Here is a 25,883-nt window from a genome sequence, read left to right as displayed (position 1 = left end):
GGCGCCTCGGCCGAGGGTCCGCCATCGTCACAGTGTTCCGCTTCCGGGCCTACCCACGGTGTACGGTGGCGCCGTCCGGCAACCCCGGCCGCGCACCGGCGGCGGGCGACCGCCCCTTGCCGGGGCGGTTTGCCGCCCGCGAAACCCGAAACGCGGACGGCGCGTTACGTTGGACATCCGGACCGCCGGGCATCGGCGGGGCGAAGCCGGCCCGAACCGGACGGGCGGCCACGAGCAGGAGTGAGGTCGGGGAGAGACGTGCCGAGCAACGCTGGAACCACCCGTCTGGTCATCGTCGAGTCACCGGCGAAGGCCAAGACGATCTCGGGCTACCTCGGCCCGGGGTACGTCGTGGAGGCCAGCTTCGGCCACGTCCGGGACCTCCCGCGCAACGCCGCCGACGTGCCGGCCAAGTACAAGGGCGAGCCGTGGGCGCGGCTCGGGGTGGACGTCGACAACGGCTTCCACGCCCTCTACGTGGTCTCCGCCGACCGCAAGCAGCAGATCAGCAAGCTGGTGAAGCTGGCCAAGGAGGTCGACGAGATCTTCCTGGCGACGGACGAGGACCGCGAGGGCGAGGCGATCGCCTGGCACCTGGTGGAGACGCTCAAGCCCAAGGTGCCGGTCAAGCGGATGGTCTTCCACGAGATCACCAAGCCGGCCATCCAGGCCGCGGTGGCCAACCCGCGCGAGATCGACCGCGACCTGGTCGACGCCCAGGAGGCGCGGCGCATCCTCGACCGCCTCTACGGCTACGAGGTCTCCCCGGTGCTGTGGAAGAAGGTCATGCCGAAGCTCTCGGCGGGCCGGGTGCAGTCGGTGGCGACCCGGATCGTGGTCGAGCGCGAGCGGCAGCGGATGGCCTTCCGCACCGCCGAGTACTGGGACATCCTGGCCACCCTGGCCGTCGCTCGGGCCGGCGAGGGCCCGCGCAACTTCAACGCCACGCTGGTCGCGCTGAACGGCGACCGGATCGCCACCGGCAAGGACTTCGAGCCCACCACGGGGCGCGTGAAGCCTGGCGCCGGGGTGGTCCACCTCGACGAGGGAGGTGCCCGGGGTCTCGCGGCCCGTCTGGAAGGGCGGCCGTTCACCGTCACCCGGGTCGAGGAGAAGCCCTACCGCCGCCGCCCGTACGCGCCGTTCATCACCTCGACGCTGCAGCAGGAGGCGGCCCGCAAGCTGCGGTTCTCGTCCCAGCAGACGATGCGCACCGCGCAGCGGCTCTACGAGAACGGCTACATCACCTACATGCGTACCGACTCGGTGAACCTGTCGGAGACCGCCATCGCGGCGGCCCGCCGGCAGATCATCGAGCTGTACGGCGAGCGCAGCGTGCCGCCGGAGCCGCGCCGCTACACCGGCAAGGTGAAGAACGCGCAGGAGGCGCACGAGGCGATCCGCCCCGCGGGGGACAACTTCCGCACCCCGGGCGAGGTGGCCAAGGAGCTCTCCGCCGAGGAGTTCAAGCTCTACGAGCTGATCTGGCGGCGCACCATCGCCTCGCAGATGACCGACGCGGTCGGCTCCAGCGTCTCGGTGCGCATCCGCGCCGTCTCCTCCGCCCAGGAGGAGGCCGACTTCGGCGCCACCGGCAAGACCATCACCGACCCGGGCTTCCTGCGGGCGTACGTCGAGTCCAGCGACGACGAGAACGCCGAGGCCGAGGACGCCGAGCGGCGGCTGCCCACCCTGGTCAAGGACCAGCCGCTCACCGCCGAGGAACTGGCCGCGCAGGGCCACCACACCCAGCCGCCCTCCCGGTACACCGAGGCGTCGCTGGTCAAGGCGCTCGAAGAGCTGGGCATCGGCCGCCCCTCGACGTACGCGTCGATCATGCAGACCATCCAGGACCGCGGGTACGTCTTCAAGCGCGGCCAGGCGATGATCCCCTCCTTCCTGGCGTTCGCCGTGATCGGGCTGCTGGAGCGGCACTACCCGCGGCTGGTCGACTACGACTTCACCGCCAGCATGGAGAACGAACTGGACGAGATCGCCGGCGGTGACCACGCCGCTGTCGACTTCCTCACCGCGTTCTACTTCGGCAGCGCCAACGGCGCTGGCGACCAGGACATCGCCCGTTCCGGCGGGCTGAAGAAGCTGGTCACCGAGAACCTCAGCGAGATCGACGCGCGCAGCGTCAACTCCATCCCGCTCTTCACCGACGACGAGGGCCGCGAGGTCGTCGTCCGGGTGGGGCGGTACGGGCCGTACCTGCAGCGGGCGGTGCCGGGCGAGCAGCCCGCCCCGGCCGCCGAGGGCGAGGAGGGCGGCGGCCAGGGTGACCGGGCGCCGATCCCCGAGGGCCTGGCGCCCGACGAGCTGACCCCGGAGAAGGTGTACGAGCTGTTCCTCGGCGGCGGCGGCGAGCGCAAGCTCGGCGACGACCCGGCCACCGGGGAGCCGATCCTGCTCAAGTCCGGCCGGTTCGGCCCGTACGTGGCCAGCGGCGAGCGGAAGTCCTCGCTGCTGCGCTCGCAGTCGCCGGACTCGCTCACCTTCGACGACGCGCTCAAGCTGCTCAGCCTGCCCCGGCTGGTCGGGGTGGCGCCGGACGGTGTCGAGGTCTTCGCCAACAACGGCCGCTACGGCCCGTACGTCAAGCGCGGCGAGGAGTTCCGCTCGCTGGACTCCGAAGAGAAGATGTTCACCGTCACGCTGGACGAGGCGCTGGCCCTGCTGGCCGCCCCGAAGACCCGCCAGCGCCGGGCCGCCGCCCCGCCGCTGCGGGAGATGGGCGTCGACCCGCTCACCGAGAAGCCGCTGGTGATCAAGGACGGCCGGTTCGGCCCGTACGTCACCGACGGGGAGACGAACGCGTCGCTGCGTCGTGGCCAGACCCCGGAGGCGCTGAGCATCGAGGAGGCTTCCGAGATGCTCGCCGAGAAGCGCGCCAAGGGTCCGGCCCCGCGCAAGAAGGCGGCGGCGAAGAAGGCCCCCGCCAAGAAGGCGACGGCGACCAAGAAGACGGCCGCCGCCGCCAAGTCCACCGCCGCCAAGAAGACCACCACCGCCAAGACCACGGCAAAGAAGGCGGCCCCCCGCAAGGCCACCACCCCCACCGAGTGACGTCCGGTTCTCGGGATCTTGGAAGGAAAGGGCCCCTGGAGGGGCCGAAACCTTCCCAAGATCTGTGACGGCTACGGCTTCAGCCGGGCCAGCCTGCGGCGCGCAGGGCGGCGCGGAGTTGGGCGATCACCTCGTACGGGCGGGTGCGGAGGGCCCAGGAGGGGAAGCGAAGCACTCGGTCGCCCTCGATCCAGATAGCGTTCTGCCGGCACATGTCCGCCCACGCGTGCGCCGGGTCGAGGTGCTGGCTGCCGTCGATCTCAACATGCACCTGCCACTCCTCGAAGTAGGCGTCGAGGTAGCGGCGTCGGCCGGCGGAATCGCGACGGACCTGCTGGCGGGTCGGTTCCGGCAGCCCGGCGCGGCCGACGAGACCCAGGAAGTCGAGTTCGTTCAGCGAGTGAGCACCACCGGCCGCGTCGGTGGCGGTGTCGAGGATCAGCCGTCGGCGCCGGATGCGGGGCAGCCGCTCGACAACCCGCTGCAGATCGTCACCACCGACCATGCGTTGCTGGAAAGCGGCGGCGGCGACGATCGAGCGGGCCTCGTCGTCGGTGGTCGCCCACTGGGCGGCGTCCACGATCGACCGCGCCGGTAGTGTCCGACGCGGTTGGCCGACGGCCAGCACATCCTCCGGTCCGAGGCAGGTGGTCCGGTGCAGCAGCACCCCCTGCGGCAGTGGCCCCCGTCGGCAGGTGGCCGGTAACAGGAGGTGGATGGCGCGGCTGCCGAATCCGCGCAGGCAACCGGCCTGGGCGGCGGTCAGTCCGCCGAGCATGGACTCCGGCCCTGCCGCGAGAACGGCGACCCAGCGGAGCTGGGTCGGGCTGACAGGTCCGTTGTGGGTGACGAAAACGGCGCGGTGGACCTGCCGCCACCGGCGGGTCGTGACCCGGTGCCGGATCGCCTTGCGGGACAGGTGCCGCAGTGCCTGACCGAGGCTGATCACCTCCTCCTGGCGGAAGAGCAACCAGGTCAACTCGTCGGCGTCCTCAACCGGAAGTGGCCGGTTCAACGCGGCCAGCGACAGCCTCCCCCGCGCCCCCACCCTGCCAGTCTCCCCGTCCTGCCTCCTCCGCCTCTGCCCCTGTGGACAACGCTGAGATCTTGGAAGGAAATGGCCCTTCCAGGGGCCCTTTTCTTCCAAGATCTCGATGGGAAGCTCAGGCGCCGAGGACCTGGGTCAGGTGGGGGTTGGTGAAGAGGCGGTCGGGGTCGAGGCGGTCGCGGATCGACTGGAAGTCCGCCCAGCGGGGGTACGCCGGCGCCAGTGACGCCGCCTCCCGGTAGTGCAGCTTGCCCCAGTGCGGGCGTCCGCCCAGGCCGGCGGCGACTTGCTCGAACTCGGCGAAGTACGGCTCGTACGGCATGCCCACGTACTGGTGGATCGCCAGGTACGCCGAGTCGCGGCCGTAGCCGTGCGACAGCCAGATGTCGTCGGCGGCGGTGAACCGGATCTCCACCGGGAAGAGCACCTTGAACGGCAGGCCGGCCACGATCCGCCGGAGCGCCGCCAGCGCCTCGGGCAGGGCGGCGCGCGGCACCGCGTACTCCATCTCGACGAAGCGGACCCGGCGCGGGGTGCAGAAGACCTGGTCGGAGCGGCCGGTGTAGCGGCGCTCGGTGAGCGCCCGGGCGGAGACCGCGCTGATCCCCGGGGCGAGCGCCGGCACGGCGCGGCCCAGCCGGCAGGCGCCGGCGAAGACGGTGTTGGCCAGGAAGTCGTCGTCCAGCCAGCCGCGCAGCCGGGACAGTGGCCGGTCGTCGGCGGGCACCCGGTCGTTGGTCTTGAGCTGCACCCGGGTGGTGTACGGGAACCAGTAGAACTCCACGTGGTCGTGCGCCCCGATCAGCTCGGGCAGGTCGCCGAGCACCGCGTCCAGCGGGGCGGGCCGCTCGTGCGCGTGCAGCACGAAGGCGTCCACGCAGCGCAGGGTCACCTCGACCAGCACGCCGAGCGCGCCGAGGGAGACCCGGGCGGCGGCGAAGACGTCCGGGTGCTCGTCGGCCGAGCAGCGCAGCACCTCACCGGTGCCGGTGACCAGGGTGAGCGCCTCGACGAAGGTGGAGAGGCACCCGTACCCGGCCCCGGTGCCGTGGGTGCCGGTGGAGATCGCCCCGGCGATCGTCTGCGCGTCGATGTCGCCGAGGTTGGGCAGGGCCAGCCCGTGCGCGGCGAGCAGCCCGTTGAGCGCGCGCAGCGTCATCCCGGCCGGTACGGTGACCAACCGGCGCTCGACGTCCACCCGGACGCCGGTGTCCAGCGCGTCCAGCTCCATCCGGTGACCGTCGGTGACCGCGACGGCGGTGAAGGAGTGCCCACTGCCGACCGCCCGGATCCGCTGGCCGCTCGCCGCCGCGGCCCGGACGGCCTCGGCTACGTCGTCGACGGAGGTGGGGCGCAGGATGGTGGTGGCGGTGCTGCGCTGGTTGCCGGCCCAGTTGGACCAGGCGGTGGTGAGCGGTGCGGTGGCGGCCATGCGCGCTCCTCGACATGAATATGAACTGACTTCATATCAGGAACGTTGTACCTGGTAAATACCGCAATCGAGGTCCGCTCGTTGTACCGGTAGTCACGAACACGTGACGTGCAGATATGTTCATCCGTCGAAGGGGGGTGGCGCCGAGTGTCCACACCAGCCGCCACGACCGGGCCGCTGCGCCGCGTACCGGTGCAGGGTCGAAGTGTCGCGCGGGTCCAGCGGATGCTGGACGCCTGCGCCGAGCTCGTCGACGAGGTGGGGTACGAAGGACTGACCACGACCCTGCTCGCCGAGCGTGCCGAGGTGGCGATCGGGTCGGTGTATCAGTTCTTTCCGGACAAGCGGGCGATCGTGCAGGCGTTGACCCTGCGCACGATGGAGTCCTACCTCCAGCGGCTCGACGAGCGGTTCGCCTCCGACGACCTGACCCACTGGTGGGACGGCGTCGACGCGGGGATCGACGAGTACATCACGATGCACCGCACCGTTCCGGGGTTCCGTACCCTGCACTTCGGCGACGTGGTCGACCTGCACCTGCTCGATGAGCAGCGGGACAACAACGGGGTGATCGCGGACCAGCTGGCCCGGGTCCTCACCGAGCGGTTCGGGCTGACCGACGTGCCCGAGCTGCGCTTCCATCTGGAGATCGCGGTGGAGGTGGCCGACGCGCTGATCAAGCTGGCGTTCCGTCGGCAGCCGGACGGCGACGAGCGGGTGCTGGCCGAGGCGAAGGCGCTGATCCGGGAGTACCTGCACCAGCAGGTCGACGGTCCGGTGAACGCCGCGCAGTCGGGCTGACCGGCAGGCCGCCCCGGTGCGTGGGCGGCGACGAACGGCCCGGGGTGCGCCGGGCGGTGGTGCGACGACGATTGGCCCGGGGTGCGACCGGGTGAAGGTGCGAAAGACGGACGGCCCGGGGTGCGCCGGGAGATGGTGCGAACCGGCCCCGCGGTGTGCGGGGCCGGTGGCTCAGAGGAAGGCGTGGCCCTCGCCCCGGTAGGTGGGCACGGTCGCCACGACCGCCTCCCCCTCCACCAGGTGCAGCTCGTTGACGTGCTCGCAGAGTTCGCCGGCCTTGGCGTGCCGGAACCAGACCCGGTCGCCCACCCGCAGGGTGGCGGCCGCGGTACCGGCCAGCGGGGTCTGCACCTCGCCGGCGCCCTCGGTGCCGATCAGCTTCAGCCCGGCCGGCAGCCACGGCCGGGGCAGGCGGCTGGCGGCGGCCTGGCCGGAGGCGATCCACCCGCCGCCGAGCACGGTGGCCAGCCCCGGCGCCGGTCGGCGGACCACCGCGCAGGCGAAGAACGCCGCCGGGGTGGGCCGCCAGGCCCGGTAGGCGTCGAACAGCGTCGGCCCGTACAGGCCCGATCCCGCGGTGACCTCGGTGACCGCGGGATCGGCGCTGGTCGCCGCCACGCTGCCGGTGCCACCGCCGTTGACGAACTCCAGCTCGGCGTGTTCGCGGACCGCGGCCACCGCCGCGCCCCGGCGGGCCAGCAGCTCACGGTACGAGCCACGCTGGGCCAGCCGGATCGCGCTGCCGAGCACCGCCTGCCCGGGCGGCGCGTCGCCCAGGCCGGCGATCTGCGCCTCGTACGCCATCAGGCCGACCAGCCGGAAGCCGGCGCGGCCGGCGACGGTGGCGGCGAGCGCGCCGGCGGCCCGGGCGCTGTGCACCGGCGAGCGGCGGACCCCGACGTGCACCCCGCGCAGCGGCCGCCACGAGGCGTCCAGGTCGAGGCAGACCCGCAGCTCGGGCCGATGGGCCGGGGCGCGCACGGCGTCGACCACGTCGAGCTGGTCGGTGCTGTCGATCATCAGCGTGATCGCGGCGGCGAGGGCCGGGTCGCCGGCCAGTTCGGCGAGCGCGCCCCGGTTGGCCGTCGGGTACGCGACCAGCACGTCGTCGCTCACCTCCTGGCGAACCAGCCAGATCGCCTCGGGCAGGGTGAACGCCATCACCCCGTGCCAGCCCGGCCGCCCGAGCGCCCGGCCGATCAGGTCCCGGCTGCGGACGGACTTGCTGGCGATCCGGACCGGCTTGCCGGCGGCGCGGTCGACCAGCGCGGTCGCGTTCGCGTCGAAGGCGGTCAGGTCGACCACCGCGTACGGCGGGTCGAGGTGGGCGGTCGCCCGATCGAGGCGCTCGCGCAGTTTGTCGCTTTCGGTGGCCACGTGTGCACGCTAACTGTCCGGCGGTCAATGCGAAATACCCTCGCATCCGCCCGGCTGCACATCGTCGTGCCGGCAGCCTAGGCTCGGCGAGCAGGAGAATGTCATCGGCGGGACGGTGTCCCACCGGGACTAGAGTGTTCCACCGGGGATGCCCAGCGATGGGCCGGCACGTGGAGGTACGGCCATCGAAAGCCAGTTCAACGGCGAGTCGCCCGGCGTGTCGCCGTCCCGGAACAACCCCGGCGGCCCGGCCGGCGCCCAGGCCGACCGGTCCGGCTACGGCGCGATCCGCTCGGTGCTGCGCATCCGACCGTTCCGCCGGCTCTGGATCGTGCTCGGCGCGGCCTCCTTCGGCGACTGGTTCGGCCTGCTCGCCACGTCGGTCTTCGCCGCCTCCCAGGTCGAGGGGAGCACGGCGAAGGGTGCCGCGTTCGGCATCGTCATCGCCATCCGGCTGCTGCCCGCGCTGCTGCTCGGCCCGATCGCCGGCGTGTTCGCCGACCGGTTCGACCGGCGCTGGACGATGGTCATCTGCGACGTGCTGCGCTTCCTGCTCTTCGCGTCCATCCCGCTGGTCGCGCTGCTCGGCGCCAGCGGCGGCGTGGTGGTCGGCTGGGCCACCATCGCGACCTTCCTGATCGAGACGATCACCTTGATGTGGATCCCGGCCAAGGAGGCCGCGGTCCCCAACCTGATCCCGCGGGCCAAGCTGGAGACCGCCAACCAGCTCACCCTGATCACCACGTACGGCCTCACCCCGATCCTCGCCGCGCTGGTCGCCGCGGCGCTGGACGCCGCCGTGCGGGCGGCGACCGGGGGAGCGGCGTCGAACTGGGCCGAGCCCGCCCAGTTGGCGCTCTGGTTCAACGCGTTCTCCCGGCTGGCCACCGCGCTGGTGGTGGCGTTCGGGATCAAGGAGATCAGCCAGGCGCAGGCCAGCGAGCGGAAGCGCACCGAGCAGAGCATGACCCGGCAGTTCGCCGAAGGGTGGCGGTTCATCGCGCAGACCCGGCTGGTGCGCGGCCTGGTGCTCGGCATCTTCGGCGCGTTCGCCGGCGGCGGCATCGTGATCGGCACGGCCCGGTTCTTCGCCGCCTCGCTGGGCGCCGGTGACGCCGCCTTCTACCTGCTCTTCGGCGCCATCTTCATCGGCCTCGCGCTCGGCATCGGGCTCGGCCCGATGATCGTCAAGGAGATGTCCCGCCGCCGCTGGTTCGGCATGAGCATCGTGCTGGCCAGCGCCGCGGTGATGACGCTGGCCTTCGCCATCCACCTGTCGATGGCGATGGTCGGCGCGATCCTGGTCGGCGCGGGCGCCGGGATGGCCTTCCTCTCCGGCACCACGCTGCTCGGTGGGGAGATCGCCGACGAGGTGCGCGGCCGGGTCTTCGCGGTGGTGCAGATCGGCACCCGGCTGGTGCTGATCCTGGCCATCGGCCTGAGCAGCCTGCTCGCCGGCGTCGGCGGCTCCCGGACGCTGGAGATCGCCGACCTGGGCGTCTCCATCTCCTCCACCCGGTTGCTGCTGCTCGCCGCCGGTGCCGCCGGCATCTTCGCCGGGATCAGCGCCTTCGGTCAGATGGACGACAAGAAGGGCGTGCCGGTCCTGGCCGACCTCTGGGGCTCGATCCGGGGCCGCCCGCTGATGCCGGCCGAGCCGTTCGTCTCCGCCGGGCTCTTCGTGGTCTTCGAGGGCGGCGAGGGCGCCGGCAAGTCCACCCAGCTCGGCGCGCTCGCCGAACGGCTGCGCGAAAAGGGGCGCGACGTGGTGGTCACCCGGGAGCCGGGGGCCACCGCGGTGGGCGAGCGGATCCGCTCGCTGCTGCTCGGCGCGCCCGGCTCCGACGTGCCGTCGCCGCGCGCCGAGGCGCTGCTCTACGCCGCCGACCGGGCGCACCACGTGGCCACCGTGGTCCGGCCGGCGCTGACCCGGGGCGCCGTGGTGATCAGCGACCGGTACGTCGACTCGTCCCTGGCGTACCAGGGGGCGGGGCGGACGCTGCCGGTCGACGAGGTCTCCTGGCTCTCCTCCTGGGCCACCGGCGGGCTCAAGCCCGACCTGGTGGTGCTGCTCGACGTCGACCCGCGGACCGGCCTGTCCCGGGTGGCCGCCCGCAACCAGGAGACCGACCACCTGGAGGCCGAGTCGGTCGCCTTCCACGAGCGGGTCCGGTACGCCTTCCTCGACCTCGCCGCCGCCGACCCGAAGCGCTACCTGGTGCTGGACGCGTCCCGGCCGGCCGAGGAGATCACCGAGCAGGTGGCCCGGCGGGTCGAGGAGCTGTTCGGCGCCCCCGGCGGCATCGTGCACCCGTGCCCCGCGCAGGGACCGGACACCTCGGTGCAGCCGGAGTTATCCGAATCGGAGCTGGTGACGATGGAGCATCGGACCTGATGCCGGACGTCTTCGCCGACCTGGTCGGGCAGGACGAGGCGGTCGACACGCTGCGCCGGGCCGCCGCCGCGGCGGCCGCCGTGCTGCGCCGTACCGCCGTCGCGCCCGGAGCCGCGGAGAGCACGTCCGGGGCCGGGATGACGCACGCCTGGATCTTCACCGGGCCGCCCGGCTCGGGGCGGTCGGTGGCCGCCCGCGCCTTCGCCGCCGCCCTGCAGTGCGTGCACGGCACCGGCTGCGGCGAGTGCCCCGGCTGCCACACCACCATGGCCGGCACCCACGCCGACGTGCGGCTGGTGGTGCCGGAGGGGCTCTCCATCGGCGTCGGCGAGATGCGCGCGCTGGTGCTGCGCGCGGCCAGCACCCCGTCCGGCGGGCGCTGGCAGGTGGTGATCATCGAGGACGCCGACCGGCTCACCGAGGCGGCCGGCAACGCGCTGCTCAAGGCCGTCGAGGAACCGCCGCCGCGGACGGTCTTCCTGCTCTGCGCCCCGTCCACCCACCCGGACGACATCTCGGTGACCATCCGGTCGCGCTGCCGGGTCGTACCGCTGCGGCAGCCGCCGGCCGAGGCGGTGGCCGAGGTGCTGGTCCGCCGGGACGGCATCGCGCCCGACGTGGCGGCCTGGGTGGCGGCCGCCGCCCAGGGGCACGTGGGGCGGGCCCGGCGGCTGGCCCGCGACCCGGAGGCCCGCAACCGTCGGGAGGCGGTGCTGGCGGTGCCGCGCCGGCTCACCGGAGTGGGCGCCGCCTTCGACGCGGCGTCGGCGCTGATCGAGGCGGCCGAGGCGGAGGCCGAAGCGTCGGTGGCCGAGGCCGACGCGGCCGAACGGTCGGCGCTGGAGACCGCGCTCGGCGCGGGCGGCACCGGGCGCGGCGCGGCGGGCGCCCTGCGGGGTGCCGCGGGGCAGCTCAAGGAGCTGGAGAAGCGGCAGAAGTCGCGGGCCACCCGGGCCCAGCGGGACGCGCTGGACCGGGCGCTGGTCGACCTGGCCGGCTTCTACCGGGACGCGCTCACCAAGGCGCTGGGCGCCCCCGTGGCGCCGGTGCACACCGACACCGCCGCCATGGCCGAGGCCGGCGCGCGCAAGTGGGACGCCGAGGGCGCGCTGCGCCGCCTGGAGGCGGTGCTGGCCTGCCGGGCGGCGATCGAGGCGAACGTCAAGCCGCGGATCGCCGTCGAGGCGATGATGCTCGCCCTCTGGAAGGGCTGACCTCCCCGCCGAGTCCCCGCATGACCTCGCCCCGGTGAGGTCCCGCGCGCCGGACCGGTCGTCCACAGGCATCGACAGGCGCAATTGCTGTGCGGTACGGTCCGGTGTGCCGTGACGGTGGCGGCACGCAGAGTGATGACTGTCCGGGGAGGAGCCCGCCGATGCCACGGGGGGAGATCGACGAAGCCTGGATCGAGGAGGCGGTGCGGCGCTACCGCCGGATCGAGTCCCTGCAGGCCGAGTTCGACCAGGCGGTGTCGACGGTCGAGGTCACCGTCCGGTCGCCGGACGGGCTGGTCGAGGTGGTGGTGACCGCCGGTGGGCGGATCACCGACGTGCGCTTCCTCGGCCCGCTGCACACCCGCCACCCGCGCGACGTCGCCGGTTCCGTGCAGGCCGCGGTCACCGCGGCGGCCGACGCGGCCCAGTGGGCCCGGGAGAGGCTGCACAACGAGACGTTCACCGCCTACCGGCCGCTGGCGGGGGCCTGAGATGGAGACGCTGCGCGCCCTCGCCGCCCGCCTCGACGAGGCGGGCGCCACCCTGGCCGCCCTCTCCCGCACGGTCACCGCCGGCGACCCGCCGCAGGCCGCGTTCGGCGTCGACGCACCCGGCCGCCCCGGCGAGATCGGGCGCGCGTTGCACCGGCAGTGGGCCGCCGCCACCGGCGACCGCGCCCGCGAGGCGCACGCCGCCGCCGCCCGGCTGGCCGCCGCCGCCACCGCGCTACGGGACGCCGCGGACGGCTACGCCGCCGTCGACGACTCGGCCGGTCGCCGGCTGGCCGGGGAGGCGTGATGGACGCGTTGGACCGGCTCGCCGAGCCCGGCCTCGACCTGCTGCGCCGGGTCGACACGCTGCTCGCCGCGGGGGCGCCGGAGGGGCACCGGGTCTGGCCGCTGCTGCGCCGGATGCAGGTGCTTCCCGGGGAGGCGGTCCGCGGCTTCCTCGACCTGCGTCCCGCGCCGCTGGCCGCCGCCGGCCACGCGGTGCGCCGGCACGTCCGGGCGTACGACGAGGTCGGTGCCGCGTTGACCGATCCGGTCGTCTGGTCCGGGCCGGCCGCCGGCGCGTACGGGCAGGCGCGGACGGCTCTGCTGCGCCACCTGGACGAGGGGCCGGAGAGCCTCGTCGGGCGGCTGGAGTCGACGGCCGGCTACGCCGACGCGCTGGCCGACTGGGTGGAGGGCAGCCGGCTCGCGCTGGCCCGGGCCCTGGCCGACGTGCTCCGCTCGGCCGAGGCGGTGGCCGTCGTCGCGGCGACCACGATGCCCGGCGCGGTCACCCCGCCCCGGCCGACCGGTCCCGGTGGGGTGGCGGCCGCCGAGATCGCCGCCCGGGTGCTCGCCGTGCTCTGCGTCGCGTACGACGGGGCGGAGACGCTGCTGCGCCAGTGGGGGCCGAGCCTGGCCGAGTCCCGCTGGCGGGCGCCGGTGGTCGAGCGGACCCGCTACGACAGCCCAACCCGGGTCGGCTGGTAGCGATCCCGACCGGTCGCGGCAAGTGTCGTCGGCCGTCCGGAGGTCACCCCCGCCCGGTCCGGTGGTCGGCTCCGGGCCCGGCGGTCGCGATGCCGGTCGCCGGGGGCTGCCGGGTACACGGCACACGGCGTCGCGCTCGGGAGCCTCATCCGGCTCCGGCAGCGACGCCGTGGCCTTTCCCCTGCACCCCCCGCAGGTCTGCCTTCACTCAACGCCTTCGACGGGCGTTTGTCGCCTCCGGGCGGCCGGATTCAGCCGTCCGGGCGAGGATCAACGGCACGACGAGGTGGGCGGGGCATCGGTCGAGTCGACGAACATGGATGGCTGCACGGCGTAGTCGGGTGACGACGCCCGGGCGGGCCGGGACCGGCCGACCGTCGTAGGGTGAGAGACATGGGCATGCTCTGCGCGGTCAGCTTCCAGCGGTACGGGCGCCTCTACTACCTCGACCCCGGCGAGCTGCGCCCGCAGGTGGGCGACAAGGTGCTCGTCCCCACCGACGACGGGCCCGAGGTGGCCGAGTGCGTCTGGGCCGCGCAGTGGGTCTCCGAGGAGACCGCCGGCTTCCCCCAGCTGGCCGGGCTGGCCCAGGAGGAGGACCTGCGCCGCGACGAGGCGCTGCGCCGGCGCAAGGCCGAGGCGAAAGTCGCGGCGAAGCGGCTGATCCGGGAGCACGGCCTGCCGATGAAGGTGGTGGCTGTCGACCACGTGCTCGGCGGCGGTGAGGGCGGCGGCGAACGGAGCACCATCTACTTCACCGCCCCGCACCGGGTGGACTTCCGCTCGCTGGTCCGTGACCTCGGTGCGACCCTGCACTGCCGGGTCGAGCTGCGCCAGCTCTCCGCCCGCGACTCGGCGCGGGTGCAGGGCGGCATCGGCTCCTGCGGCCGGGACCTGTGCTGCGCCACCTTCCTCACCGACTTCGAGCCGGTCACCATCCGGATGGCCAAGGACCAGGACCTGCCGCTGAACCCGCTGCGCATCTCCGGCGCGTGCGGTCGGCTGATGTGCTGCCTGAAGTACGAGCATCCGCTCTACCAGCGGTTCCAGGAGTCCGCCCCGGCGGTCGGCGCGCGGGTGTCGACGCCCGAGGGTGAGGGCCGGGTGGTCGGCCACAGCGTCCCCCGCGACTCGGTCACGGTGCGTCTGGACGCCGACGGCTCCCGCTGCTCCTGCTCCCGCGCCTCCGTCTGCGCCCCCCGCCAAGCCCACGACCAGCACTACAACCCCTAACCCCCGCCCCGCCCCGCCCCGGCCCCCGGACACCGCCGTTGATCATGAGGTTTGCGGCGAAGTTGATCGCGGATGGTGCCGCCAACCTCATGATCAACGCGCCGGGATGGGCGGGGTCAGGGGAGGGTGATGGGGGGTTCGGCCAGGCGGGGGGTGAGGGGATCCTTCGGGGTGAGCCAGGAGGACTGGGGGGACTGGTCGGGGTTGACCTGCCAGTCGCGGGCTACCCGGTCCACCGCGATCGGGTAGACGGTGAGCGTGCCGTCGGGGTCGATGCGGAGCCGGAGGAACGCCTTCGCGTCCTCGATGCCCTGGCCGGCGAAGAGTTCGTTGACGTTCACCCCGAACGCCCCTGCCACCAGCAGGTACGCCGCCACCAACTGGCTCGCCACCAGCCCGCTCACCGGGCCGTACAGCACCGCCGCGGCGACCAACGGCAGCGGCCACGGCCAGTCGTGGAAGGGCAGCGCCAGCCACGCCCAGGTGCCGGCGGCGGCCAGCCCGAGGTGCGCCAGCCCGTGGCCCACGCCGAGGATCCAGTGTCGGGCGTGCCGTTTGCCGCCGGCGCTGGGCGGCTTGGCGAAGAAGGCCGCGCCGACCAGCGTCACCAGCAGCATCACCACCAGTGGCAGGCTGAACAGCCGCTGCTCGGTGCCGCTGGGGTTCTCCACCACCCCGGCCATGGCCAGCATCAGCAAGGTGTGCAGGGTGCCGAGCAGGGTGGTGAAGCCCGGGTTGCGCAACGGCAGCCGGGGGAAGATGCCCCAGGCGTAGCGCCGGGAGCGGGCCGCGTCCGGGTAGCGGCCCGCCAGGTCGTACGGGCGGCTCGGGCTGGCGCGCCGGGCCAGGGTGTCGCGCGGCGGCACCTCGATCCGCTCGGGGAGCTTGTGCGTGGGGTAGAGGTACGCGCCACCGCTGCCGCAGGTGATCAGCTGCCGGTCCGGACCGGCGTACCGGGCGTAGTGGTGCAGGTCGCCGGAGATGAGCAGCCGCACCTGCGCCCCGGTCGGCGCCACGATGGTCCGGATGAAGTAGTCGATCGAGTCGTACGCCGTCGGATGGTCGACGGCCTTGACCCAGGTCGGCGCCGGCACGGCCAGGATCACCCTGCTCTGCGGGCCAAGCTTCTCGGCCACCGTGTCGAAGTAGGTCAGCTGCGGGTCGTCCAGGTACGAGCCGGACTGGTCGTCGAGGCCGAGCAGCCACCAGTCGGCGGGCAGTTCGACCGCGAAGTACGAGCGGGACTGGCCGGTCGCCCAGCCGCCGAAGTGCCGGTCCCGGGAGCGGACGAAGAGCCGCAGGAAGGCGGTCAGGCCGTCGTACCAGTCGTGGTTGCCGGGCACCGCGAAGAGGGTGGGCCGCTCGGGCGGCGTGCCCGGCAGCGCGGCCTGGTAGGGGCCCTTGCAGCGGTCCTCGTACGCCTCGAAGGCCGCCGACGGGTAGACCTGGTCGCCGCCCATCACCAGGGTCTGCGCCCGGGGCAGCCGGTGCCCGTCCACCTCCAGTTCCGGCTGGGCGAGCAGGTACGCCACCGAGTAGGTGGCGTTGAACCCGTCTCCCAGGTCGGCCACGTAGTCCAGCCAGAGCCCGCCGTCCGGCCCGACCTGCCGTTCGATCCGGGCCTCGAGCGAGTTCTGCAGCTCCCGTTTGTCCAGGTACGCCCCGAAGAGCATCGCCAGCAGCGTACGGATGCCGGTGCTGATCAGCAGGAACGGCGCGAGCCACGGAACCGGCTTGCGCGGGGTGAAGCCCAGCTCCAGGGGATCGGTCGAACGCGGCCGGCGCGTCGGCCTACCGCCGGCCGCCTCGCCGGAGTGCGGGCCCGGCACCGGGGGGTGATCGTCGGTCACCCGCCGCAGCGTAGTCCCGCCCGGCGAGCACCGCTGTCCGGCGAACGTACGGATCGTGCCGGATGTCCGGGTCGCCTCCGGGTGGGTATCCCGTTCGGCTGGGGCGGGCCGGGTGCCGTACACTTGACGATCGTTGCCGCCTTAGCTCAGTCGGCTAGAGCGACGCACTCGTAATGCGTAGGTCGACGGTTCGATTCCGTCAGGCGGCTCCATAGGAAGGCCCAGGTCACCGGCTTGATCGCCGATCATGACCTGGGCCTTTTGCTTACGCTTGCGAGGCCGAGCAGCCAAGCGAGCAGCCAAACGTCACCCACCCGACCACAGCGCCCCCTCCAGTCGTGACGCAGCTTCCCGCGCGATCTCCGGAGCCACGTGCGCGTAGATGTTGAGGGTGACGCTGATCTGCGAGTGGCCGAGGATCTCCATAACCACTCGGGCGGGAACGCCCTGGGCGAGGAGGACACCGGCCGCCGTGTGCCGCAGGTCGTGAAGACGAACCTGCCGAAGGCCGGCCCGCCGGACGACCGGTAGTCATTGCGCGGGTGGATGGGCGTGCCGACGGTGGTGGCAAAGACCACGCCCGGATCGGCCCACTTGTCAGCGTCGAACCGTTCCGCCGCCTGGCGTTCCTGGTGGCGGCGGAATGCCGCTAGCGCCCCACCCAGTCTGGTGGTAGCAGGCGGCGGTAGGGTGTCGGCCCATGCCATCGGTCAAGCAGGTCCAGGTCACCTTCGACTGCATCGAACCCGAGCGCGTCGGTCGGTTCTGGTGCGAGGTGCTGGGGTACGTCGTGCCGCCTCTCGAGGGCTTCGCAACGTGGGACGACTTTCAGCACTCAATGCCGCCCGAGGAGCAGGGCTCGTGGTTCGCCTGCGTCGATCCCTCGGGGGTCGGCCCGCGTCTGTACTTCCAGCGCGTGCCCGAAGGCAAGGTGGCCAAGAACCGCGTCCACCTCGACGTGCGGGTCGCCTATGACCTTGAGGGCGACGAGCGGCTGGCCGCCCTCGAGGCCGAGTGCGCTCGGCTCGTCCCACTCGGCGCGAGACGCGAGCGACTGCTGTACGACGGCACCGACGCGTGCATGGTCATGCAGGACATCGAGGGCAACGAGTTCTGTCTCACCTGAGGAACCCGCCGACCGATCATCGGCAGAAGCGGATGCCTGGCACACCAGCCGTCGTGGACAGTCGGCGTCACGGTCCGTATCCGGCATGCTCAAGGCCCGTGTAACCCATCAACTGAAGTCACCGTGTAACGCATCAACCGGAGTACGACACAGCCGGCTGCCGGCTGCCGGCATGCCTGGTCTCGCATGATGGTTGACGGAACGGCGTCGCAGGTTACTTGACACCAGACCGTGATCGATTGGCGTCGCTATCGACTAACCCCACGCTGTTGCCAGATCGACTAACGCCACCCTGTTACCACGGCGCGATGGCGGCGAGACTCCCACCAGCATGAATAGATCTATGACAGGTCGGAGTGGGTGGTCGCTGCCGTGGCAGGCTCAGGTGGCCAGGGCAATCACGTTCCTTCAGGCGGTACCAGTCGGCCTCGCGGCGTTATTCGACGTGATCATATTGATCGCGCCCATGTCCCGTCCGGCCTACTGGAGCGACCTATGGTTCATAGCCGGAGGGCTATCGCTTAGCGGCCTGGCCGTACTGTCGGCTGCTCGCCTGACGCCCGGACGAAGATGGGCCTGGTGCGGCTCGGTGGCGGTCAACGCGGCGTTGATATTCGCGTGGATTGCTGCCATCGCCTGGGTGTACATCGACACTGCGGGGATCAAGGGAACGGACCCCGGCATGGTGTTCGTCTCGATGTTGTTCGTGGGCCTCCCGATGATCGCGATCTCGGTGACCGCCATAGGACTGCTCAGCGTCCGGCCGGTTCTGCGCTGTTGCCTTACGTGATCAGTACGCAGGTCCCACCTCCGTCGAGGGGTCTACCCGGCGCGGGCAGACATGCGGACGATGCGACAGGTCCTCCAAGCCCTTGACGCCCTCGGCGGCATACCGGGCCAGCCAGTTGTGGATCGTCTGCCGGGAAACCCCATACCGGGCGGCGACCTCCGTCTTCGGCGTGCCGCCCAGGCACTCCATCACGGCGTGAAACCGCTGCCATGACGTTCAACTCCGTCAGTCCCACCCGGTGCTCCTCCCGCCTGGCTACAGACGAAAAGAGGTCCGGGCCGACCGGGTGTCAAAAGTCAACCGAGGCCGCAGTGTCAACCATCAACCGGCGCAGGACAAGCCCGCTGCCGGCAGACGGTTCAAACTTTCTGTACGTCTTCAAGGCGGCCCGCAACGGGCCGCACGCGCCGCCGCCTGGGCGCGCGCCGGCCGCTACCGCTGTCGCTCTGCGGCCGTCACGCCTCACGCCCGGCGGCTGGCGCGGACAGCGGGGAAGCCCGGAGGGCCGCCACAGAGACGACAGGGAGGTCGGTTGGCTGATGGGGTTGAGCAGCCAAGCGAGCAGCCAAACCAGCGATCGTCGGCGGACGATGACGGACCGGGACACCCGCTGGGCGGGAGGACCAGGCGGTGGACCAGCCCTGGGCGGCTGACTCGTAATGCGTAGGTCGACGGTTCGATTCCGTCAGGCGGCTCGGTACAGAAGCCCAGGTCAACGGCCTGGGCTTCGCCGTTTTGTCGATCACGTCGTCCGTGGTGCCGGTCCGCAACTGGTCCGCATCACGAGCCGCGACCGCCTCGTCCGAGCGGTTGGCGACGGCGTCCAGGTCGTCACCGAACAGGCCCGCGTACACGTCCGGGTCGTCGACGCCCTAGCGTGCCCCGCCGTGACGTTGGCATTCGCCGCCGCCGCGGCCAGGCTCGCCGCCGGGTGCCGCAGGTCCTGTGGAGTTGGCCCGGTCAGCTCGACCGCGGCCGGCCCGAACACTCGCGTCCGGACGTTCGTGTTGCGCAGGGGTCCGCCGTCGGGCGCAGTGAACACCAGCTCGTCCCGGCGCGCCGTCCGGGGAGGCTGGACGGTCTACGACTGCCCGACGAGGAGATTGGCCACTTGTGCCGAAGGTCCGGGTGTCAGCCCCACGGGCTCATCGACCTGCGGCATGTGCAGCCATCGCGCAGATCGGTGGTCATCGTCTCCAAAACAGCAGGTGAGTGACTCCGCTGGGGCTCGGCACTGACTCGAGGTGGAAGCGGTCGAGAAGATCGGTGTGGCTGTCCCACAGCCGTTCGCCTCGGCCGAGGTCGACGGGTGCGACGGCGATGTGCATGGTGTCGACCAGATCGGCCTCGATGAACTCGCGGATGGTGGCGACTCCACCACCGAGGCGCACGTCCCGACCAGCGGCGGCTTGCTTGGCGCGTGCCAGCGCCTCGGCCGGGCTGGCATTGAGGAAGTGGAATGTGGTGTCAGACAGGGTGAATGACGGGCGTTCGTAGTGGGTGAGGACGAAGACCGGCGTGTGGAACGGTGGGTTGTCCCCCCACCATCCCTGCCACTCGTGGTTCTCCCAGGGGCCACGTTGGGGGCCGAACTTGTTTCGACCCATGATCTCCGCGCCGATGTTGTGGTCGTAGTCGCGGGTCATGTAGTCGTCCAGGCCGCGAGTGCCGCCGGGTTCGGTGCGGTACACGAAGCTGGCGGTAGCGGCGCGCCAGGAGAACAGGGGAGTGGGGTCGGCGTGGCCGAAGGGCCGGTAGGGACCCTACTACACTGGTTGCATGTCGCAAGCAGTAGGGGCTGTTCGCCTGCCCGTGCCCGAGGGAAAGTCAGGGTGCCCGATCAATCTGACCGCCGAACTTTTGGGCGACCGATGGAGCTTGGTCGTGCTACGGGACGTCATATTTGGCGGTCACCGGCACTTTCGCGAACTACTCACGAATTCGATTGAGGGCATCGCGTCGAACATCCTCGCCAGCCGCCTGTCGAAGCTTGTGGACGCGGGCCTGCTCAGTCGGCACGATGACCCGAGCCACCGACAGAAGATCGACTACCGCCTCACCGAGGCGGCGATCGAACTCGTGCCGGTCATGGCGCATCTCGGCGCCTGGGGCTCCCGATGGCTCCCGACATCACCCGAGCTGTCGATCCGCGCCCAACTGCTCGCCAACGGCGGTCCGGAAATGTGGCAGAGGTTCATGGACGAACTCCGCGCTATTCACCTCGAAGGTCATCCGCAACTAGCCGACGGCGTCCTCGCCGAGCTCACCCTGGCTTACGAGCGCGCTGCGGCTACCGCTGACCTGCCTCAATCCTCATCCAGTTCGCAAGAGGTCGAGCCCTGAGCCCGGACGAGGTCGCCCGCTGGCCGAGAAGTGGTGAGATGTCGCCTTCAGGACAGGCAACTACAGCATCGCTACCGGCACCAGTCGTACAACGTCGACCCCGTCGAGTTTCATAAGTTCGGACACTCCCCGTTCCCTTGGTTCCAGCGGCACCCGGAACCGCAACGACGCGTGCGTCATCTGCGGGTCGAGCTGCGTGGCCAGTTCGCCCTTGCCCCGGCACTGCTCGCGCAGGCGCTCGTACGCGGCGTCGCGGTCCTCGAACGACACCGACTCCGCGTGCGGCAGTGCCCGGACGGCCTTCTCCACGGCGGCTCGCTGCTCGCCGGTCACCGTCGACTTCAGCCGGACGATGACCCCGATCTGCGACGGGAGAGGGTCGATCTGTGGGCTGCTGAGCGCCACGTCCTCGACGCCGTCGACCCCAGCCATCACCAACTCGACCGCCTCGGCGATCGAGGCGTCGGTGACCGTGGCGCGGAACGACTCCGGCATGAACTCCGGCTTCAGCTCCGCCAGCAGGTCCGGACGGTCTTTCAGCGCCTCCTTCTGGCGCTCGTACGCCTGATCGCGGGTTTCGAGGGCCACCCCCTCGACGCTCGGCATCGACCGCAGCCGCTGCTCCACGGCGCTCTTCTGCTCTGCCGTCGCGTCGTTGTCGAGGAAGACGGCCAACGACGTGTCCGCGGTCTCCGTTGATTCGGAACTGCAGGCGGGCAGGCCCAGCAGGAGCAGGAATGCCAGTATCGGCGCGACTCGACGCATGGGGCGACATCGTAGGGGATCGTGCGGCACCGGGCGGGGTGGCAGGCAGGTGCGTGAGCGCGTCAGGGGTCGGAGTCGACGCCCTATCGGGAGGGTGGGCCGTGTGCCTCGGACCGGGCTCCGACGAGGAGGGACTGGTGCTGGCTCCACAGCCACCGCAGGTACTGCTGTAGTTCCTCGGGCGTGGCGACCCATCCTTCACGCACGTAGGTGAGGATGCGTCTGACCTCCCCGGGCACGAGGTCGTAGGCGGTCGCTCCGGTCTCCGGGACGGGTGTGTCCGGCGGGACGGCCACGGGGAGCGGGATGATGGGCAGCCCGATGCCCCTCCTGGTGAATGCTTTGAGGACCGTGAGGTAGACCCGGGCCAGGTGATACGGGGAGACGGTGAGCGCGAGGCTGGCGATGCCGAGGGCGTGCACCTGGTCGACGATCCAGGCGGCCTGCAGGCCGGTGTTGGGAGCCGGCTCGGCCTGGAGGTGGACCCCGTCGATGCGCCGGAGGCCGAGGCTCCGCAGGTAGTCGAGCGTGATCTCGACATAGGTCTTTTCAGCCGGGTTGCCGTTCGCCACCAGAAGGTAGCGGAGGTCCGCGTTCGCCTCCCACCTTCGGATCGCCTGGGTGAGCCGCCATTCTTCGCCCTGGCCGGTGGGTACGACGAGTGCGTCGACGTGGTCGGCGGCCGACTGGGGCAGGGTCAGGATCACCGTGAGGGCCTTCGTCACCTCCAGGAACTGGCCGGCCGTGAAGCCGGCGAGGTCCTCGTCCCGCACGATGCGAGGGGTCGCCCTGTGGGGATTCACCGAACTGCCCGGCATGCGGGCGATCTTCTCAGGCCGGCGCATCGGCTACCAGCCCGAGGGCCGGCAGCCGATGCGCCGCCGAGTCACTGCAGGTGGAACCGTTCGTCGACGGCCAGGGCCGCCAACTGCGGCACGGAGAACGGCAGCGTCGTCAACCCCGTCCGCTCGTGGCCGAGGTCCGCGACCTGCGCGACGAAGACCACCACACCGTCAGGGTGCCGGTACGCCGCCCACTGGTCGAACCGGTCGTCGTGGCCGGGCCGGACCACCACGCCGACCTGGGTCGCTCCGACGGTCACCACCTCGCACTCGCCCTGCATGCCCCAGAACTGCCGGGCCAGCGGGCACGGCTCGGCCGCCAGCGTGTTGCCTGCGGTGTGCACCTCGACGAGCAGGCGCCCCGTCCGCTCCCCCTGGGCCAGCACGGCCCATGACGTGTAACTCCACACGTCGACGCCGTTGACCCGGTCCACGAACTGCGCCTGGTGGTCCCGCAGCGGGAACTGGTCAGCGGGCTGGTTCGCCGGGTTCTCGGGCGTCGTGTAGCCGGCGGGCACGACGGAGACGACCTCGTCGAGCAGCCGGCGTCCCTGGTCGTGCCGGGAACCCGCCCGCGCCGTCCGGTCCTCCTGCGGGCGGCCGTCCGGTCCGGTCGGCCACGGCTGCGTGACCGACGGGTGCGGGATGGCCTGCGGCCCCGGACCCGCCGGGCTGAAGCCGCCGGCACCCGGCGTGCCGATGGCCGTGGCGCCGGCGACCGCCAGGACCACGGCCGCGGATCCGGTGCAGGCCCAGGCGGTACGGCGGCGGACCCGCGCCCGCCGAGCGGCGCCCAGCGTGGCCGTCGTACTCAGCGGCGGCGGCGGAATTGTGGCCGCCATCGTGCTGCGCAGCGCCTCACGCAACTCTTCTCCGTTCATCGCTCCCCCTTCTCGATCCCGCTGTGCGCGGGCTGCAGGAGGCCGCGCAGTGTGTCCAGGCCGCGGGCCGCCTGGCTCTTGACCGTCCCGGCCGAGCACCCCAGCAGTGCCGCGGCCTCGTCGACCGACAGGTCCTCCCAGTACCGGAGAACCAGCACGGCCCGCTGGCGGGGCGGTACGGCGGCCAGTGCCTGGAGCATCACCAACCGGCCTTCCGGCGCGTCGGGCGGTGCCGGCTGCTCGGCGTCGTTCCCGCCGACCCGCTCCCGCCGCCACCAGCCTCGGCGCCGCTCGTCGAGGAAGGTCCGGACCAGGATCTGGCGCACGTAGGCGTCGAGCACCTCGTGCCGGGAGACCCGGTTCCAGGCCAGGTAGAGCTTCACGAACGCGGTCTGGACCAGGTCCTCCGCCCGATGCCAGTCGCCGCACAGCAGGTACGCCGTGCCACGCATCGCGTCCGACCTGGCCGTGAAGTACTCCGCGAAAGCAGCGTCGCGATCGCCCATGCAAGCCTCCGATGCCCCGATTCGAGATAGTCACGCTGGGTCCGGCTCCGGGGGTTGCTCCCGGAGCGAAATCTTCCGGCACCAGGCTCCGTGGGCTCGGGAGACGGATCGGGGCCTACCCGTGGCTGAGCACCTCGTTGCCGCCCGGGGAGCCCGGACGGCAACCGGCTGCGGGCGCGGACCGTTCCGTAGCCGTCGGCGTCCGGGTGCTCTCGCGGGGCAGCAGGGTGTGCGGTGCCGTCACGGTGACCGGGGCGGTGTCCGGGCGGGCGATCCGCGCGACGATCCGGGCGACGGCCTGCCGGGCGAGGAACGCGGTGTCGGCGGCGACCGTGCTCAGTGTCGGCCGCGTCCAGCGACCCTCCTCGCTGCCGCCGACGCCGATGACCGCGAGGTCCTCCGGAACGCGTACGCCGGCGTCGAGTGCGGCGCACATGGCGCCGATCGCCAGGGCGTCCGAGGCGCAGACGACGGCGTCCGGTCGCCGGGGCTGGCTCAGCAGAGTGCGGGCGGCCCGGTAGCCGTCCGCGCGCTGGTGTGACGTGACCTGCTGGACCTGACCGGGCAGCGGGGCCTGGCCCGCGGCGCGGAGCACGTCCGCGTACCCCTGGATGCCGGACGGCTGGTCCGGTCCGACGCCGATGGCGGCGATCCGCCGTCGACCGGTGGCCAGGAGGTGGTCGACGGCGTCCCGGCTGGCGCGGGCGTGGTCGATGCCGACCCGGTCGGCGTGACCGCCGGCGGTGGGCTGGCCGAGCCGGACGAGGGGCAGCCCGCCGGCGCGCGGCTCGGCCGGGAGATCGGTGAGCAGGAGGCAGCCGTCGACCGGCAGCGGAGGGCTCGCGATGCCCGCGCCCCCGGGGTCGATCGGGTCGATGACGACCCGGTAGCCGCACCGCGCCGCCGCCCGCACGACCGCCCGCGCCAGCACGCCGACCCCGGGCAGGTCGGCCTCCGCCACCATCAGGGCGAGCACCCCCGTCCGGCCGGTCCGCAGCGTGCGGGCGGCGCGGTTCGGGCGGTAGTCCAGCGCCGCTATGGCGGCCTCGACCCGGCGGCGCATCCCGTCGCTGACGTGCGGGTACCCGTTGACCACGTTCGAGACGGTCTTCACCGACACCTGGGCCAACTGCGCCACGTCGCGGAGCGTGTTGGACATCGCGCCTTCCCCCGGTCGCATCCGTGCTACACCAGCAAAAGCACTTTGATGGTGTACAGGAGCAGTTACACCTGTCAAGGCGATACGCTGGTGTCATGTGAGGGGGTGGTGATGAGCGAGGAGGACGTGATCCCGCCCGCCGCCCGCCTGATCCGGGACTTCGTCAACACCTTCGAGCCGCAGGTCGACGAGGAAACCCTCACCGCCCCCGACCGGCTCCGGGACTGGTTCGCCGAACGGCGGCTGCTCCCGCCCGATGCCCGGCTGCGGGCGGCCGACCTCGCCGTCGCCCGCACCGTGCGCGAGGGCCTGCGTGCGGTGCTGCTCGGCCACGCCGGCCACCCCGCTGACCCCGCCGAGCTGCGCCGGCTCGACCAGGCCCTGGCCGGGGTACCTGTCCGGATGACCTTTACCGAAGCCGGACCCCGCCTCGTCGCCGCCCGCGACACGGCGCTCGACCACGGCCTGGCCGCCCTGCTGGACGCCGTCCGGCAGTGTGGCGAGGAGCAGAGCTGGGCGAGGTTGAAGGCGTGCGTTCGGGACACCTGCCGCTGGGCGTACTACGACGCTTCCCGGAACCAGGCCCGCCGCTGGTGCTCCATGGCCGGCTGCGGCAACTACGTCAAGATGCGCCGGGCGTACGCCGTCCGGCGGCGGAAGGCAGCCGGGCGTACAGCCAGCTGAGTAGGGTCTCGCTGTACTGCGCACTGATGCCGGCCAGGTCCTCGCGGCCGTCGAGGGTGGGCAGGTGGTCGCAACCGTCGAGCCGGCAGATGCTCAGTCCTGCCGGGCTGGCGGCCGTCGCGCGCCGCCAGGCGGCGATGCTGGCGTCGACGGGCACCCAGGCGTCGGTCGCGCCGTAGAACAGCAGCACGGGGCAGGTGAGCTGCGCGAACACCGGCACCGGGTCGAAGTCCATGTCGGCCCAGGTGCCGGGCTGGTCGGGCAGCTGGCGGGGCAGCCAGGCCAGCGGGAACCACGCCCGGTCGGCGGCGCGGTCGACGGCGTGCTGGGCGCTCTCCCGGTCGACGCGCCCGCGCAGGTAGTCCTCGACGGTGGTACGAAGGCGGTCCAGCTCGGCGATGTCGGTGTCGGCGAAGCCGTGCCGACGCAGCTGCTCGGCGGTGCCGTAGCGCATCTGCGCGGCGGGACTGACCCCGCTGCCGGAGACCAGGACCAGGAAGGCGACCAGGTCGGGGTGGCGGGTGGCGGTCACCGGGGCCGCCCAGGCGCCCTGGCTCCAGCCCCACAGTCCGATCGGGACGTCGCCGACGTGCCGGCGGAGCAGCCGGACGGCCGCGGCTGCGTCGTCGGCCTGCCGGATCAACGGCACGTCCCGATTGTGCATGCGTGGCCGGCGATCGAAGCGGAGCACCGCGACACCGGCGCCCGGCAGCAGCCGGGCCAGGTGGGTGTAGCAGAAGTACGACCGGTGCCCCGCCTCGGCGCCGTGCAGCACGACCACCGCCCCGCGCACGGATCCGGCGGGCAGGTCGAGGGTGGCTGGGAGCCGTACGCCGTCGACCTCGATGGTCAGCTCCATGCCCGGCAGTCAAGCACGGAGCGCACCC

The 25,883-nt window shown here is 72.2% G+C and carries 23 protein-coding genes, 1 tRNA gene and 2 pseudogenes; 13 read left to right on the top strand and 13 right to left on the bottom strand.

Annotated features, from left to right (window positions below; all coding sequences use genetic code 11):
• The first annotated feature begins 258 nt into the window (after positions 1 to 258).
• Complete coding sequence (topA, locus tag ACVCAH_RS14165) at positions 259 to 3,069, top strand: type I DNA topoisomerase (RefSeq protein WP_447136569.1); 2,811 nt, start codon at positions 259 to 261, stop codon at positions 3,067 to 3,069.
• Positions 3,070 to 3,148: 79 nt separating this feature from the next.
• Here the strand turns inward: topA and ACVCAH_RS14160 are convergent, their stop codons facing one another.
• Positions 3,149 to 4,117 (bottom strand): DUF559 domain-containing protein, encoded by a 969-nt coding sequence (locus tag ACVCAH_RS14160; RefSeq protein ID WP_447136568.1) that lies wholly within the window; start codon positions 4,115 to 4,117, stop codon positions 3,149 to 3,151.
• 115 nt (positions 4,118 to 4,232) lie between these two features.
• Positions 4,233 to 5,549 carry a D-arabinono-1,4-lactone oxidase gene (locus ACVCAH_RS14155; protein WP_447136567.1) on the bottom strand — a complete coding sequence of 439 codons (1,317 nt, stop codon included), beginning with the start codon at positions 5,547 to 5,549 and terminating at the stop codon, positions 4,233 to 4,235.
• A 225-nt stretch (positions 5,550 to 5,774) separates the two neighbouring features.
• Here ACVCAH_RS14155 and ACVCAH_RS14150 point away from each other — a divergent pair, with 225 nt between their 5' ends.
• Entirely contained in the window at positions 5,775 to 6,350 is a 576-nt protein-coding gene (locus tag ACVCAH_RS14150) for a TetR family transcriptional regulator (RefSeq protein WP_447136593.1), read from the top strand.
• A gap of 171 nt (positions 6,351 to 6,521) precedes the next feature.
• Here ACVCAH_RS14150 and ACVCAH_RS14145 read toward each other — a convergent pair whose 3' ends face one another.
• Positions 6,522 to 7,727 carry an amino acid deaminase/aldolase gene (locus ACVCAH_RS14145; protein WP_447136566.1) on the bottom strand — a complete coding sequence of 402 codons (1,206 nt, stop codon included), beginning with the start codon at positions 7,725 to 7,727 and terminating at the stop codon, positions 6,522 to 6,524.
• A 148-nt stretch (positions 7,728 to 7,875) separates the two neighbouring features.
• On the opposite strand from ACVCAH_RS14145, the gene tmk reads away from it, so the two are divergent.
• The 6 genes from tmk (at position 7,876) to ACVCAH_RS14115 (ending at position 14,050) form a co-directional block, all read left to right on the top strand.
• A complete protein-coding gene (gene tmk / locus ACVCAH_RS14140) occupies positions 7,876 to 10,122 on the top strand; it encodes a dTMP kinase (protein ID WP_447136565.1) in 2,247 nt (748 codons plus the stop codon).
• Entirely contained in the window at positions 10,122 to 11,336 is a 1,215-nt protein-coding gene (locus ACVCAH_RS14135) for a DNA polymerase III subunit delta' (protein WP_447136564.1), read from the top strand. The genes tmk and ACVCAH_RS14135 overlap by 1 nt, the downstream gene beginning before the upstream one ends.
• A 161-nt stretch (positions 11,337 to 11,497) precedes the next feature.
• Entirely contained in the window at positions 11,498 to 11,827 is a 330-nt protein-coding gene (locus ACVCAH_RS14130) for a YbaB/EbfC family nucleoid-associated protein (protein ID WP_447136563.1), read from the top strand.
• A 1-nt stretch (position 11,828) separates the two neighbouring features.
• Positions 11,829 to 12,134, top strand: a complete 306-nt coding sequence (locus ACVCAH_RS14125) for a hypothetical protein (RefSeq protein WP_447136562.1) — start codon at positions 11,829 to 11,831, stop codon at positions 12,132 to 12,134.
• Entirely contained in the window at positions 12,134 to 12,817 is a 684-nt protein-coding gene (locus ACVCAH_RS14120; RefSeq protein ID WP_447136561.1) for a hypothetical protein, read from the top strand. The genes ACVCAH_RS14125 and ACVCAH_RS14120 overlap by 1 nt, the downstream gene beginning before the upstream one ends.
• Positions 12,818 to 13,210: 393 nt before the next feature.
• Positions 13,211 to 14,050, top strand: coding sequence for a PSP1 domain-containing protein (locus ACVCAH_RS14115; protein WP_447136592.1), 840 nt, complete (start codon positions 13,211 to 13,213; stop codon positions 14,048 to 14,050).
• A gap of 116 nt (positions 14,051 to 14,166) precedes the next feature.
• On the opposite strand, the gene ACVCAH_RS14110 is transcribed toward ACVCAH_RS14115, so the two are convergent.
• Positions 14,167 to 15,900 carry a metallophosphoesterase family protein gene (locus ACVCAH_RS14110; RefSeq protein WP_447136560.1) on the bottom strand — a complete coding sequence of 578 codons (1,734 nt, stop codon included), beginning with the start codon at positions 15,898 to 15,900 and terminating at the stop codon, positions 14,167 to 14,169.
• A gap of 135 nt (positions 15,901 to 16,035) precedes the next feature.
• Here ACVCAH_RS14110 and ACVCAH_RS14105 point away from each other — a divergent pair.
• Positions 16,036 to 16,112: transfer RNA gene (locus ACVCAH_RS14105), tRNA-Thr, on the top strand.
• A 94-nt stretch (positions 16,113 to 16,206) separates the two neighbouring features.
• Here the strand turns inward: ACVCAH_RS14105 and ACVCAH_RS14100 are convergent.
• Positions 16,207 to 16,410 (bottom strand): annotated as a pseudogene (locus ACVCAH_RS14100) (tyrosine-type recombinase/integrase); the annotation flags it as partial.
• Positions 16,411 to 16,600: 190 nt separating this feature from the next.
• On the opposite strand from ACVCAH_RS14100, the gene ACVCAH_RS14095 reads away from it, so the two are divergent.
• Both ACVCAH_RS14095 and ACVCAH_RS14090 read left to right on the top strand, forming a co-directional pair.
• Positions 16,601 to 17,026, top strand: coding sequence for a VOC family protein (locus ACVCAH_RS14095; RefSeq protein ID WP_447136559.1), 426 nt, complete (start codon positions 16,601 to 16,603; stop codon positions 17,024 to 17,026).
• Positions 17,027 to 17,411: 385 nt separating this feature from the next.
• Positions 17,412 to 17,816: a hypothetical protein gene (locus tag ACVCAH_RS14090; protein WP_447136558.1), complete on the top strand. Its 405-nt coding sequence runs from the start codon at positions 17,412 to 17,414 to the stop codon at positions 17,814 to 17,816.
• 18 nt (positions 17,817 to 17,834) lie between these two features.
• On the opposite strand, the pseudogene ACVCAH_RS14085 reads toward ACVCAH_RS14090, so the two are convergent.
• Positions 17,835 to 18,051 (bottom strand): annotated as a pseudogene (locus ACVCAH_RS14085) (helix-turn-helix domain-containing protein); the annotation flags it as partial.
• A gap of 952 nt (positions 18,052 to 19,003) precedes the next feature.
• Positions 19,004 to 19,507: a dihydrofolate reductase family protein gene (locus tag ACVCAH_RS14080; protein ID WP_447136557.1), complete on the bottom strand. Its 504-nt coding sequence runs from the start codon at positions 19,505 to 19,507 to the stop codon at positions 19,004 to 19,006.
• A gap of 88 nt (positions 19,508 to 19,595) precedes the next feature.
• Here ACVCAH_RS14080 and ACVCAH_RS14075 point away from each other — a divergent pair, with 88 nt between their 5' ends.
• The gene (locus ACVCAH_RS14075) at positions 19,596 to 20,159 is read left to right on the top strand and encodes a winged helix-turn-helix transcriptional regulator (protein ID WP_447136556.1); all 564 of its coding nucleotides are present in this window, start codon (positions 19,596 to 19,598) and stop codon (positions 20,157 to 20,159) included.
• Positions 20,160 to 20,219: 60 nt separating this feature from the next.
• On the opposite strand, the gene ACVCAH_RS14070 is transcribed toward ACVCAH_RS14075, so the two are convergent.
• The 5 genes from ACVCAH_RS14070 to ACVCAH_RS14050 all read right to left on the bottom strand — a co-directional run bounded on the left by ACVCAH_RS14070 (position 20,220) and on the right by ACVCAH_RS14050 (position 24,312).
• Positions 20,220 to 20,924 (bottom strand): permease-like cell division protein FtsX, encoded by a 705-nt coding sequence (locus ACVCAH_RS14070; protein ID WP_447136555.1) that lies wholly within the window; start codon positions 20,922 to 20,924, stop codon positions 20,220 to 20,222.
• 83 nt (positions 20,925 to 21,007) lie between these two features.
• Positions 21,008 to 21,742: a hypothetical protein gene (locus ACVCAH_RS14065; RefSeq protein ID WP_447136554.1), complete on the bottom strand. Its 735-nt coding sequence runs from the start codon at positions 21,740 to 21,742 to the stop codon at positions 21,008 to 21,010.
• Positions 21,743 to 21,810: 68 nt separating this feature from the next.
• The gene (locus tag ACVCAH_RS14060) at positions 21,811 to 22,647 is read right to left on the bottom strand and encodes a hypothetical protein (protein WP_447136553.1); all 837 of its coding nucleotides are present in this window, start codon (positions 22,645 to 22,647) and stop codon (positions 21,811 to 21,813) included.
• Positions 22,644 to 23,153 (bottom strand): SigE family RNA polymerase sigma factor, encoded by a 510-nt coding sequence (locus ACVCAH_RS14055; RefSeq protein WP_447136552.1) that lies wholly within the window; start codon positions 23,151 to 23,153, stop codon positions 22,644 to 22,646. Before ACVCAH_RS14055 ends, ACVCAH_RS14060 begins: the two co-directional genes overlap by 4 nt.
• 115 nt (positions 23,154 to 23,268) lie before the next feature.
• Positions 23,269 to 24,312 carry a LacI family DNA-binding transcriptional regulator gene (locus ACVCAH_RS14050; protein WP_447136551.1) on the bottom strand — a complete coding sequence of 348 codons (1,044 nt, stop codon included), beginning with the start codon at positions 24,310 to 24,312 and terminating at the stop codon, positions 23,269 to 23,271.
• A 111-nt stretch (positions 24,313 to 24,423) separates the two neighbouring features.
• On the opposite strand from ACVCAH_RS14050, the gene ACVCAH_RS14045 reads away from it, so the two are divergent.
• Positions 24,424 to 24,996, top strand: a complete 573-nt coding sequence (locus ACVCAH_RS14045) for a CGNR zinc finger domain-containing protein (RefSeq protein WP_447136550.1) — start codon at positions 24,424 to 24,426, stop codon at positions 24,994 to 24,996.
• Here ACVCAH_RS14045 and ACVCAH_RS14040 read toward each other — a convergent pair.
• Positions 24,935 to 25,855 carry an alpha/beta fold hydrolase gene (locus ACVCAH_RS14040; RefSeq protein ID WP_447136549.1) on the bottom strand — a complete coding sequence of 307 codons (921 nt, stop codon included), beginning with the start codon at positions 25,853 to 25,855 and terminating at the stop codon, positions 24,935 to 24,937. The genes ACVCAH_RS14045 and ACVCAH_RS14040 overlap by 62 nt on opposite strands.
• Between the last annotated feature and the right edge of the window lie 28 nt (positions 25,856 to 25,883).

The organism is Micromonospora sp. LZ34, assembly GCF_052981855.1.
This window is presented reverse-complemented; position numbering and strand designations above follow the sequence as displayed.

Bases quoted from the DNA above. Each gene is read 5' to 3' on its own strand.
- ACVCAH_RS14155 (WP_447136567.1), bottom strand. From the start codon at position 5,549: ATGGCCGCCACCGCACCGCTCACCACCGCCTGGTCCAACTGGGCCGGC.
- ACVCAH_RS14150 (WP_447136593.1), top strand. From the start codon at position 5,775: ATGCTGGACGCCTGCGCCGAGCTCGTCGACGAGGTGGGGTACGAAGGA.
- tmk (WP_447136565.1), top strand. From the start codon at position 7,876: ATGCCCAGCGATGGGCCGGCACGTGGAGGTACGGCCATCGAAAGCCAG.
- ACVCAH_RS14135 (WP_447136564.1), top strand. From the start codon at position 10,122: ATGCCGGACGTCTTCGCCGACCTGGTCGGGCAGGACGAGGCGGTCGAC.
- ACVCAH_RS14130 (WP_447136563.1), top strand. From the start codon at position 11,498: ATGCCACGGGGGGAGATCGACGAAGCCTGGATCGAGGAGGCGGTGCGG.
- ACVCAH_RS14125 (WP_447136562.1), top strand. From the start codon at position 11,829: ATGGAGACGCTGCGCGCCCTCGCCGCCCGCCTCGACGAGGCGGGCGCC.
- ACVCAH_RS14120 (WP_447136561.1), top strand. From the start codon at position 12,134: ATGGACGCGTTGGACCGGCTCGCCGAGCCCGGCCTCGACCTGCTGCGC.
- ACVCAH_RS14115 (WP_447136592.1), top strand. From the start codon at position 13,211: ATGGGCATGCTCTGCGCGGTCAGCTTCCAGCGGTACGGGCGCCTCTAC.
- ACVCAH_RS14095 (WP_447136559.1), top strand. From the start codon at position 16,601: ATGCCATCGGTCAAGCAGGTCCAGGTCACCTTCGACTGCATCGAACCC.
- ACVCAH_RS14075 (WP_447136556.1), top strand. From the start codon at position 19,596: ATGTCGCAAGCAGTAGGGGCTGTTCGCCTGCCCGTGCCCGAGGGAAAG.
- ACVCAH_RS14070 (WP_447136555.1), bottom strand. From the start codon at position 20,924: ATGCGTCGAGTCGCGCCGATACTGGCATTCCTGCTCCTGCTGGGCCTG.
- ACVCAH_RS14065 (WP_447136554.1), bottom strand. From the start codon at position 21,742: ATGCCGGGCAGTTCGGTGAATCCCCACAGGGCGACCCCTCGCATCGTG.
- ACVCAH_RS14060 (WP_447136553.1), bottom strand. From the start codon at position 22,647: ATGAACGGAGAAGAGTTGCGTGAGGCGCTGCGCAGCACGATGGCGGCC.
- ACVCAH_RS14055 (WP_447136552.1), bottom strand. From the start codon at position 23,153: ATGGGCGATCGCGACGCTGCTTTCGCGGAGTACTTCACGGCCAGGTCG.
- ACVCAH_RS14050 (WP_447136551.1), bottom strand. From the start codon at position 24,312: ATGTCCAACACGCTCCGCGACGTGGCGCAGTTGGCCCAGGTGTCGGTG.
- ACVCAH_RS14045 (WP_447136550.1), top strand. From the start codon at position 24,424: ATGAGCGAGGAGGACGTGATCCCGCCCGCCGCCCGCCTGATCCGGGAC.
- ACVCAH_RS14040 (WP_447136549.1), bottom strand. From the start codon at position 25,855: ATGGAGCTGACCATCGAGGTCGACGGCGTACGGCTCCCAGCCACCCTC.